This window comes from Clostridium ihumii AP5 (assembly GCF_000612845.1).
Classification (GTDB): domain Bacteria; phylum Bacillota; class Clostridia; order Clostridiales; family Clostridiaceae; genus Clostridium_J; species Clostridium_J ihumii.
Genome location: NZ_CCAT010000012.1, coordinates 44946 through 56403, shown reverse-complemented (window position 1 = coordinate 56403; position 11458 = coordinate 44946). Strand labels below are relative to the sequence as shown.

At 26.5% G+C, this 11458-nt stretch carries 11 protein-coding genes and 1 other annotated feature; of the genes, 3 read left to right on the top strand and 8 right to left on the bottom strand.

The features are described from left to right. Window positions 1-19 precede the first annotated feature (19 nt). On the bottom strand, window positions 20-925 hold the full coding sequence (locus tag BN346_RS03125) for a DUF2225 domain-containing protein (RefSeq protein ID WP_081770901.1): 906 nt from the start codon (window positions 923-925) through the stop codon (window positions 20-22). A gap of 139 nt (window positions 926-1064) precedes the next feature. Here BN346_RS03125 and yjbM point away from each other — a divergent pair, with 139 nt between their 5' ends. After that, a complete protein-coding gene (yjbM, locus tag BN346_RS03120; protein ID WP_034439258.1) occupies window positions 1065-1859 on the top strand; it encodes a GTP diphosphokinase in 795 nt (264 codons plus the stop codon). 49 nt (window positions 1860-1908) lie between these two features. Here yjbM and leuS read toward each other — a convergent pair whose 3' ends face one another. The 5 genes from leuS to BN346_RS03095 form a co-directional block, all read right to left on the bottom strand. Beyond that, window positions 1909-4344 carry a leucine--tRNA ligase gene (gene leuS, locus BN346_RS03115; RefSeq protein ID WP_034439255.1) on the bottom strand — a complete coding sequence of 812 codons (2436 nt, stop codon included), beginning with the start codon at window positions 4342-4344 and terminating at the stop codon, window positions 1909-1911. 182 nt (window positions 4345-4526) lie between these two features. Continuing rightward, window positions 4527-4727: a binding site (T-box leader), on the bottom strand. Between the two features lie 61 nt (window positions 4728-4788). Continuing rightward, on the bottom strand, window positions 4789-5328 hold the full coding sequence (locus BN346_RS03110) for a hypothetical protein (RefSeq protein ID WP_034439252.1): 540 nt from the start codon (window positions 5326-5328) through the stop codon (window positions 4789-4791). Window positions 5329-5446: 118 nt separating this feature from the next. Next, window positions 5447-6052, bottom strand: coding sequence for a J domain-containing protein (locus BN346_RS03105; RefSeq protein ID WP_034439249.1), 606 nt, complete (start codon window positions 6050-6052; stop codon window positions 5447-5449). Further along, on the bottom strand, window positions 6036-6917 hold the full coding sequence (locus tag BN346_RS03100; protein WP_034439246.1) for a DUF5685 family protein: 882 nt from the start codon (window positions 6915-6917) through the stop codon (window positions 6036-6038). The genes BN346_RS03105 and BN346_RS03100 overlap by 17 nt, the downstream gene beginning before the upstream one ends. Then, window positions 6918-7466 (bottom strand): class IV adenylate cyclase, encoded by a 549-nt coding sequence (locus tag BN346_RS03095; protein ID WP_034439243.1) that lies wholly within the window; start codon window positions 7464-7466, stop codon window positions 6918-6920. A 276-nt stretch (window positions 7467-7742) separates the two neighbouring features. Between BN346_RS03095 and BN346_RS03090 the strand changes: the two genes are divergently transcribed. After that, window positions 7743-9206 carry a methyl-accepting chemotaxis protein gene (locus tag BN346_RS03090; protein ID WP_034439238.1) on the top strand — a complete coding sequence of 488 codons (1464 nt, stop codon included), beginning with the start codon at window positions 7743-7745 and terminating at the stop codon, window positions 9204-9206. Window positions 9207-9248: 42 nt separating this feature from the next. Here BN346_RS03090 and BN346_RS03085 read toward each other — a convergent pair whose 3' ends face one another. Continuing rightward, window positions 9249-9500 carry a hypothetical protein gene (locus tag BN346_RS03085; protein ID WP_034439235.1) on the bottom strand — a complete coding sequence of 84 codons (252 nt, stop codon included), beginning with the start codon at window positions 9498-9500 and terminating at the stop codon, window positions 9249-9251. Window positions 9501-9732: 232 nt separating this feature from the next. Further along, window positions 9733-10770, bottom strand: a complete 1038-nt coding sequence (locus BN346_RS03080; RefSeq protein ID WP_034439231.1) for a nucleoid-associated protein — start codon at window positions 10768-10770, stop codon at window positions 9733-9735. Between the two features lie 386 nt (window positions 10771-11156). On the opposite strand from BN346_RS03080, the gene BN346_RS03075 reads away from it, so the two are divergent. Continuing rightward, on the top strand, window positions 11157-11429 hold the full coding sequence (locus BN346_RS03075) for a hypothetical protein (RefSeq protein WP_034439228.1): 273 nt from the start codon (window positions 11157-11159) through the stop codon (window positions 11427-11429). Window positions 11430-11458 lie beyond the last annotated feature (29 nt).

Here is an 11458-nt window from a genome sequence, read left to right as displayed (position 1 = left end):
TATTTATAGTCTTAACTTTTTACTCACCAAATAATTTGGAAAAGAACCCTTTATTGGATTTAGTAGAATCCTCATTGCTATCTATATCATCTGTAGAGATTTCGGTACTTTCTTCTTTAGCTGCATTTTGCTGCTCTAAAGTTTCTTTTATGAGATCTCTCTGAGTTCTAGTAAGTTCCTTTAAGTTAGTAGATACACCAGGAGTTGTAATAACTCTTGAAAACCAAGAAAGTGCAGTATCATAATTTTCAAGACGACGATTTAATTCACCAATTAAATACATCAAAAGAAAAGTATTCATTTTATATACAGGCATTGATTCTTTTTCTAAAGCAACATTAAACCCCTCAAGGGATGATTTAAGAAAACTTTTTTCAAGTTCAGAACTGTTATTATCCTCAGATAAGCGATACATCCAAGCAATTTTTAAACAAATCATAGCTTTTGTACTAGATTTACTATTTATATAAGTTGCATTCAAAAGAGCTAACTTATATCTTTCAATAGCTATAGATAAATTATATTCTTTTGGATATGTTCTTGATTTGAATTTTGTTGAAATATTACTTATAACCGATTCTTTTTGTTTCTCCGAAATTTTGTTGAAATCTACCTTTAAAGCTGAATAGCCGCAATGCTCACAAACATAGACATCATAAAAGTAAGGATTTATTGTAGCATATCTTATGAAAAAGTCGGAATCTTTAGATATCATTCTATAAGAATTACTTTTTAAAGCTAGTTGTTTAAATGTAGTTTCACACACAGGACAAACAATAGTTTTTTCATATAGTAATGAAGAAGGTGATGTTTTTTTTGCATCTTCTATAGCTTTTTTTTCTTTTTCATAAAGAGATAAATCTTTTAAATCACTATCCTTAAAACCTACATGTTCAAGTCCAGAGAAAATTTTATTATCAGACATAGTCATTTACCACCTTAAAAATATTAAAAATAAATATTTATTTGATATTTTATACTAATAACATTATATTATATATATATGTATTAACTCAAATTAAATTATTTAATATATAAAGCTAAAATAGTAAAGGGTGAATTAGATGGCAGTAGTGGAGTGGAAAAAGTTTTTAATTCCATATGAACAAGCAGTTGAGGAATTAAAAGTTAAATTTAGAAGCATAAGAAGAGAGCTAAGAAGAAAAAACGAATACTCCCCAATAGAGTTTGTAACAGCAAGAGTAAAGGAAGTTTCTAGTATTTTAGAGAAAGCAAATAAATTTGATATCCCACTTGAAAGAATTGCATATGAAATGGAAGATATAGCTGGCGTTAGAATAATGTGTCAGTTTGTTGATGATATAGATACAGTTGTAGAACTTATTAGACAAAGAAAAGATATGCAGATAATATATGAAAAAGATTATATTACAAATGTTAAAAGTAGTGGGTATAGAAGTTATCATATAATAATAAAATATCCTGTAAATATGGTTGATGGACCAACAGAAATATTAGCAGAATTTCAAATAAGAACATTGGCAATGAATTTCTGGGCAACTGTAGAACATTCATTAAACTATAAATATAAACATGATATTCCTATAGATGTAAAAAGTAAGTTAAAGAACGCAGCAGATGCAGCATTTAAGCTAGATGAGCAAATGATGGATATAAAAGATGAAATAAAAGATGCACAAAAATTATTTGAAGTTAAATCTAGTTTAGTAACAGGGATAGTTGAAAACATACTAACATTATCATCATTAGGAAAGATATCTGAGGCATCTAGATTCTCTGAACAATTAAATAAACTATTAGAAGTAGGGGAAGCGTATGAATTAAATAGCTTATTACAAGAAACAAAGAAAGCTTTAGATAAATATAATAAGAATTAATAAAAAAAGATTAATAGAAATCTATTAATCTTTTTTTATTAAAATTAAATTAGTTAGCAACTATATTAACAAGTCTACCTTTTATAACGATAACTTTTCTTACAGTTTTTCCTTCAAGGTTAGATTTTATAGTTTCATTATTTAAAGAAGCTTCTTTAATGCCTTCTTCATCAAGTGATGTAGAAACATTTATTTTAGCTTTAATTTTTCCGTTAACTTGAATAGCAATTTCTACTTCATCTTTAATTAAGGCTTCTGGTGAGAATTCAGGCCATTTTTCATTAAATACTGAGTAGTTCATACCTAAACATTCCCATTGTTCTTCAGCAAAGTGAGGAGCAAATGGTGCAAGAAGCTTAATGTAGTCTACAAGAACTTCTTTTAAGAAATTTACATTTTTAACTTTTTCATTTAAGTACTTAGATAATGCATTAGTAAACTCCATCATTCTAGCGATTGCAGTATTAAATTGCATCTTATCTCCGTCTTCAGTAACATTTTTAATAGCGAAGTGTCTCCAGTAGTTTAATTCTTTTTCTGGTGCTTCTAGAACTTCTTTATTATTATCTTTGTTTTTTAACTCCGCGATACAATGTTCAAGAATTCTTTCAATTCTTTCAACAAATCTACCAATAGATTTTATTCCATCATCGCTCCAAGCACCACCATCAGTGTAACCGAATCCAAACATTAGATACATTCTAAATACGTCAGCACCAAAATCTTTTATATAATCATCAGGAGAAATAGTATTTCCTTTAGATTTACTCATTTTTAAACCATCTGGTCCTAGGATAAGTCCTTGATGAGTTAAAGATTTAAATGGTTCATCAAAGTTTACATATCCCATATCTCTTAAGGCTTTAGTTATAAATCTTGCATATAGTAAGTGCATACAAGCATGTTCTGGACCACCTACATATTTATCTACAGGAAGCATTTTGTTAGCTCTATCACTATCAAAACATATTTCACCATTTTTATTGTCAGTATATCTTAAATAGTAGAATGAAGAACATACAAAAGTATCTAATGTATCAACTTCTCTTTTTGCAGGACCACCACAACAAGGGCAAGTTGTATTTACAAAGCTTTCACATTTAGCTAATGGAGATTTTCCATCAGGTGTAAATTCAACATCATATGGAAGTTGTACTGGTAAATCTTTTTCAGGTACTGGAACTGTTCCACATTTATCACAATAAATTATTGGAATAGGGGCTCCCCAGTATCTTTGTCTAGAAACTAGCCAGTCTCTTAGTCTAAAGTTTACTTTCTTTTCACCTAATTTTAAAGAACTTAATTTATTAACAATTGCTTCTTTAGCTTCTTCTGATGATAAACCACTAAATTCAGCACTATTTATTAAAGTTCCTTTTTCAGTATATGGAAGCTCGCCACCTTCAATAACTCTTTCAATTGGAAGAGAATATTTTGTAGCAAAAGCAAAATCTCTTTCATCATGTGCTGGAACAGCCATAACAGCCCCAGTTCCATAACTGTTTAAAACATAGTCTCCAATCCAAATAGGTACTTTTTTACCGTTTATAGGGTTTATAGCATAAGAACCAGTAAATACACCAGTTTTTTCCCTAGTTATAGATTGTCTTTCTATATCAGATTGCTTTTTAGCAGCTTCTCTATAATCATCAACAGCTCCTTTGAATTCAGCAGTTGTAAGTTCATCTACTAAATCATTTTCTGGAGCTAAAACTACATAAGTAACTCCAAATAAAGTATCTACTCTTGTTGTAAATACATTAAATTCTATATCCTTACCATCAACTTTAAATAATGCTTCTGAACCAGTAGATTTTCCAATCCAGTGTTTTTGCATAGATTTAGTTTTTTCAGGCCAATCTAACTCATCTATTTTTTCAAGTAATTCATCTGCATAGTCAGTAATTTTTAAGAACCATTGAGTTAAGTTCTTTTTAGTAACTTCACTTTCACATCTTTCACAGAAGCCATCAACTACTTGTTCGTTAGCAAGAACTGTATTACAGCTAGGGCACCAATTAACAGGAGCATTTTTTCTGTAAGCAAGTCCTTTTTCATATAGCTTTAAGAATAACCATTGAGTCCATTTATAATAATCTGGTCTACAAGTTACAACTTCATTTTCCCAGTTAAACATAGCACCCATAGCTTTTAATTGCTTTTCCATAGTAACTATATTTTTTTCAGTAGAATCCATAGGATGAATTCCAGTTTTAATTGCAAAGTTTTCAGCAGGAAGTCCAAAGGCATCAAAACCCATTGGTTGGAATACGTTATATCCTTCCATTCTCTTTATTCTAGCCCATGTGTCAACGGGTCCATAGTTAAACCAGTGCCCAGCATGTAATTGGCTTCCAGAAGGGTATGAGAACATCTCTAAAACATAAAGTTTTTTGTCAAGATTATCATTGTCAAATTTATAAATTTGACTTTCTTCCCATTTTTGTTGCCATTTTTTATCAATTTCAGTATTATAATTTCCCATAAATAATCCTCCTTACATATGTATGGTTTCAACTTATATTTTTAACTTATACTTTTATGAATAAATTCAATAGTTATTCTAATGTTTGCTTTCATAATAAGATAACAATTAATAAGTTAAAGATAGTTTTCCCATTAATTATTTTTATTTTGAGAATATAAAAAAACTTTCATCTCTAAATAAAAAGAGACGAAAGTTATATTTCCGCGGTACCACTCTAATTAGGCAAAAGCCTCACTTGTGTATTATAACGATATAAGACCGTACTTGTTTCTAACAAGTAAGCTCATAGGCAAGTTCATACAAATTAGTTACTACATTTCAGCAAACTGTAGCTCTCTAAAAACTAATATAATACTAATACTCCTAATCAAAGCAATAATTATATTCAATTAATAATAAATTATAATATAATTATTGTGATTTTACAATAATTATATTCAATTATTTCAAATTTTTAATTACTTTCTTGCTTAAATAAGTAATTATTTGAGTAAGAGCATAATCATATATGAAAAATGCAACTTCATATACAATTATAGGTGTAATTAAAAGCACTATATTGTTATTATATGTTATAGAGACTTCAGTTGCAAATAGTGTTTTAAGTAAAAATAAATAAATTATAGCAGAAGTATTAAAGAATAAAAACTTAAGTAAAACTTGTAAATTTTTATTTTTCTTTCCTTCTATAAAATATTTTATGAAGCCATATGAACCAAAAAATAGTAAATACATAATACAAATAGATTTAGTTGGAATTATAAAATAAGATATTGAAGAAACTGCAATATAAACTATAATAGTAGGTTTTACACCTATTGTTAAAATAGAAAGTGGAATAATACTAGATGCAAGAAGTAGGATAAACATAGTATTAAAAGGAACTAAAACAGAAGCATATAAGATAACTAAGCTTAAAGCTACATAAATTCCACCTTTAGTTATATAAGTAGTTTTAGAGTTAATATTTAAATTTCCCATAAAATCACCTCCAACAGATGTTGTTATAATATTAAATTAAAATTATTATTTTTAATAATTTAGAAAAAAGATAAACTATTTAATATTAGTTTATCTTTCAATAATAATAGTATTAAGACTAGAAACAACTTATGCAATCTCCACCCATACATTCACAGCAAGTGTCAAGAGCCCATAGTTTACAAAGGGTATCACAACAACTATCGCCACCACGAGTAGTTGTGTTATAATTGCCTGCATATGCTCTTTGACGCATAGATAATTCATTTAATGTACGTCTATATTCAAAGTTGTTAGGGTCCATTCTACAAGCTTGAGAAATTAAATTATATGCATTATCAAACCAATTTTTCTTAACGTTGACCATTCCCATAAGGAAATACCATTCAGCAGTTCTATTACTAATAGAATTTAGCTTACTTTCAGCACCAGAAATATTGCCTATGTTTAAATCGTTTCTAACTGATTGATATGTAGAAAAATCATTACCACTATAGTTTGGATTAGAATTAGTATTGCTACTATTATAAGAATTAGTGTTACCTTTAGTTAGGGCATCATAAGCCTCATTAATTTCTCTCATTTTTTCTTCAGCAAGTTCTCTTAAAGGATTATTATCATATTGATCAGGATGATATTGTTTAGCAAGTTTTCTATAAGCACTTTTTATCTCATCTTGAGAAGCACCTTCTTTAACCCCTAATACTTCATACGGATTTCTCATTTTTTTTACACTCCTTAAATTTAATACTTTCTATCTTTTCCATTAAACCTAGCTCTAGTATATTAGTTAAAAGGTCTTTATTCTTACATAAATCTAAAGCCATTAATGAATCATAAGAGCTTTGGGCACTCATAATTAAATTAAATTCAATTCTATCTCTAATTAAATTTATTAATTCTTCATAAGGAAGATTATCATTATTAAAGCATTTATTTATTGGATTAAACTTATTTTCTTCCATATCTTTCTTTAAATCATCATATGCGTCAATTAAATATATAAATCTTCCTAGATTATATCCTAAATTATATAAGTTATTTTTTAATTTGTCATCATCTACATATTCACATATAATGTATGCAGTTAAATCAGCAAATATATGTGAAATTTCATCAATAGAACTTAGGTTTTCATTATTTTCAATTTGATTTAATAAGTCAAGTTTTTCTTCCATATAATTGAGGATTTTTATATTAGTTGTGTCATCAGTTTTAGTGTATTTTTTTAAGAATATAGATAATATTTTATTTAATTTAGATTCATCATCTTGAACATTATCTAATAATTTAAAGTAAGTTAAAGATATATTGCAAAATGCAGCGTAGTTAAGGGCATCACAATTTACAATTTTAGCTCTTTTTTTTACTGGGTGAGCAATACATTTACTAACGACAAAATCTAAATTTTCATTATTTAAGCTATCTAGTAATATAGCTAAAAATGTCATATCATAATTAAGAGCAAATCGTGGAAGGTTACCAAATTCATTTTTTATAGCAAGGCATAGACCACAATAGTAAGCTTTGAATTTTTCATAATCTTTAACTTTAAGTTCCATTTTACATGGCATTACATATCCAAACATTTATAAACCTTTTAAAGATGATTTATCTTTTAATATTTCATATATAGTTTTTGAGGTTGTATCATTCATTGTATATCCAAGCAAGCCAACAACTTCAATAATTTCATCTTCATAAAGTGATTCTATTTCTATATAAGGAAATGGGCAAAAACTTGGATCATTTATATCAATTTCAATTAAAGTGTTTTTATATTGATAACTTTCTCTAAATTTTTTTATAGATTCAACTAATTCCAAGCCTAAAGAGTTAAAAATTTTTTTGCCTTCATCTCCATTACTAATTTCGACTTCACATTCATCCATGATTTTATATTTTTCTTGACTTAAAAGCTTTTTTGTAGTCATATAGTAAATATTTCTATTTGAAATATGATCAAAAACTTCACGTATTCTAGCATAACCTTTAGCATTTAACATACGTCTGTCAGAAAAATCAAAGATATTATTTACTTGACTTTCTTCTTTAACTTTTGATGCATTTAAATTTTTTAATTTATTCCTTATATCATCAACATTTATGTCTATAATTCTTGTTTCAATTTCGTGCATAAAAAAACCTCCTTAAGTTGCAGTAAGCAATATATATTAGTATTTTCCAAAGAAAAGTAGTTTATTATAATATTGCTATTTAAATTATACATTGAAATCTTAAAATTCAATAGTTAATTATAACATAATTTTAAACTTACAATGCATTTGAAATATTTAACTTATTAATATAAACATATATATTTAACATCTAAGGATAGTAAGTTTAGCATTATGTAAAGGTATAAAAAAATTTATCGATAATTATAAAAATAGTGTCTTAGTGGGAGGAAAAATATGGTATCAGTATTTAAAATAAAAAAACAGGTAGGTTTTATTAAGGCCAGTTTTGAAAAAAGGGATTTAGCTGAAATTGAAGGAATGTTTAATAACTCTAGTGAAGAGGATATAAAATTATTTTCAAAACTAGCTAAATTTATATTGAGAATATCATCTAAGGTAGAAAAACTTATAAAGGGTATTTTAGGTTTATCAACTAAAATAAGTAATTTTAATGTTCAATTATTACATTATTCAAGAGAATTAGAAAAGACATCAAATACACTTAAAGATTCATCACATAATCTAGTTTCAGTAATACAAGAAACTGGTGCTGGTGTAAACGAATTATCAAATGCCATTGAAAATAATGCTAAATCTTTAGAAAATATAATAAATAAAACTGATTGTTTAAAAGATATATTAAATTCAAGTAATACTGCTCTTGATGACATATTAAATTTAAACAAGGAAGTGTCTAATAATTCTTCAGTAATGGAGAAAAATATGAATGAGTTAAATGGCATAGTAAATGATATGAGAAGTATTTTAAATGGAATACATGATATAGCAGACAATACTAATTTATTAGCATTAAATGCTAGTATAGAAGCTGCAAGAGCAGGTGAAAATGGAAAAGGGTTTGCTGTAGTTGCTGAAGAGATAAGAAGTTTATCAGAAAATACAACGAATCAATTGGCAGTTATGCAAGAATTTGTTAATAAAATAGAATCATCTTCATTGAAAAACTATGAAAGTGTAAATTCTACTGTAGAGTTTATAAATAAATTAGAGACCCATACCGTGAACATAGCTAATTCATTTAATGAAAGTAATGATGCTGTTAAATCAGTTATAGAAAATGTAGAGGATGTTGCTAATAATATGGAAGAGGTTAGTTCGATAGGTGAACAGATAAATGAAGCGGTGACATCAATTATAAAAGATAGTGAGATTTTAGAGTCAATGTCAGAGAATGTTAGAGAAAAATCTGTAATGATAAAAAATATGGGAAATGAATTAGAAAGTATAGAAGAGTTAGTAGATTCTTTAGCTAAGTTAAGCGGTGAAATAGGTAGTGAAGAATATTTTATGATATCTAATGATGATTTTATATATAACATAGATATGGCTATATCAGCACATGAAGGGTGGACTGAAAAACTTAAAAATATGGGAGCTAACATGACTGTAGAGCCACTTCAAATGGATGGGACTAAATGTGGGTTTGGACATTTTTATAATTCAGTATTACCATCTAATAAGGATATATTAACTATTTGGAAAAATATTGATGGAATTCACAAAGAACTGCATAGTATAGGTCATAGTGTAGAAAAAGCTATAGAGAAAAATGATAAACAATTAGTAAATAGTGAAATATATAGAGCAGAAAATTTATCACATGAAATAATAGGAATGTTGCAAGAAATAAAAAATATAATTATAAATTTAAAAAAAGAAAATCAAACAGTTTTTTAAAAAAATAAAAGTGCTAATTTTTAGCACTTTTATTTTACATAATTAATAAAGTTCAAGACTCCAGTTTTCACCATTTTCTAATGTGCCTTCATCAATTACTTGACCAGTATGGTTTATTTGATTATTTGAAATTTTAAAGGTACCATACTTATCGCCTTTAATATTGATTTCATATGAATTGCAATCATTTTCATTTAAAGGCGTTATAGCAAAATGATTACTTTTTAAAACATCAGAGATTAATCCTTTAACTTCTTCATTATTATGATATTGTCCGTTATCTATAGAATACATTAATAGAACCTCCTTTAAGTATAGTTTTAATATTATGAATATTAATATAATTTAACTTATATACCTTAAAATCCTTTAATTATATATAAAAAACATTATAGTAATTTCTAATAATAACTATAGGGATTTTAATAAATAATTTCATACATGTATAGTTTTATTAAAAATGCTATATTTTATACAGTATAAGTTTAAAATATATAAATTAAAAAACTATGAAGAAAAATAAAAGTTATTTTTCTTCATAGTTCATTATATGTTTTAGAATCATATTGATACTTCCATCACCATTACGTTTAATTTCAAAACGCTCAAAATCATGATAAGCTTCTTCAGAAAGATATAAATCCATATCTTTGTCTATCTTCAATCTAATTCGTTTTAATTTTTTATCTACCCATTCTTTATCTATAGCTACATTATCTACAACACCATGTTCTTTAGCAAAGGTTTTAAAGTTTTCTTTAAGTTCTGTATTATCCTTAAAAACTTCATCAGAAAAAGCATTTATGTCAATGTTTTCTTCATTCTTTAGTGATTTTTTTATATGACTTCTAACTTTTTCTTGTTCAGATGCATTTTCTTTTAAATTGTTCTTAGTCCATTTTTCAGCAGCTTTAACAAAATTTTTAGTCATATCTCTTTCATTATCAATTATTCTACAACCTAGATAATTATCAATAAAATAATTTGAACCATAATCCTCAGCATTCTTATTTTTACTTTGTTTATCAATGACCATTAAATCATAGGCATTATCGCTATTTATTGCTTTTATAAAAGCACATTTTTGAATTCTAGAGCTAGAAGATGGAAGGCCGGTAAGTTGAGGTATTATATCTATACCAATTTTATCATCAACATACTCAATAGTATGCATGTAATTCTTAATATAATCCATTTTAAATATCCCTAAAAACAATCCATATTCAGTTGAAAAGCTTACAGTAAGTAAATCACATGATGGAATATTTCCTTTTGAACGCATTAGTATAAATAGCTGTTTAGCTAATTCTTTAGAAACATTTAAAATATTATTTTCACCACTCAAAAATTCTTGAGAAACTTCTTTAACAATATTTCTATCTTCAGTAAAAAATGCATATTTTAATTCTTCATCTTTTAAACAACGTTGAACATGTTTTGCTACAAATGTGTAAGTTTCTTCGTTTAAATCAAGGGCAAATGCATTTAAGATAGGTTCATCACTATTATTATCTAATACATGTATTACTGCATCTAGAATATTAATTTCCTTTATATATTCCAAAAAAATCACCTCATAAATAAAATATTATTTTAAGTTTAATATGTTTTTAAAATCACTTTTAAATTTTATATTAAAAAATTTAAAATGAATGTTTAATATTGATAATTGACAGTTAAGGTAAAAAGTATAAACTTAAATATTAACCATCACTTTTCACTCTTAGTTTTTAATTGGTTTCAACAATGATATCAGAATAAACTGTAAGATTAGTACTATTATTTGAGAAAGACATTACTTTAAATTTGAACTTGAAACTCTATATATTATATCAATAAAAACAAAACAAAGAAATATAAAAAAAAGTATACATATTACAAGTTATGCAATTAACATTTTTATAAAAATATCATACAAATGAAGTATAGAGTTTAGTTTAGGGGTGTGACATGAAAGAGTTTCTTGTATATGTATTCGGAATAAAGAGATTTATATCAATATTATTAACAATAACATTTTGTATATTAGCTGTAAAAGGAAAAGTAACTGGTGATCAATTTGTTACCATATTTGCAGTAATAATATCTTTTTACTTTGGACAATCCACTGCTCGTCAAGCTATCAATGAAAACAAATCAATGATAGATATAGAAGGTGTGAATAAGTTATCAGGAAATGATAAAGTAAAGAATGATGAAAAACAAGATGAGATAGATGGATAAAATTTAAGGATATAAAAAATAAACTCAAA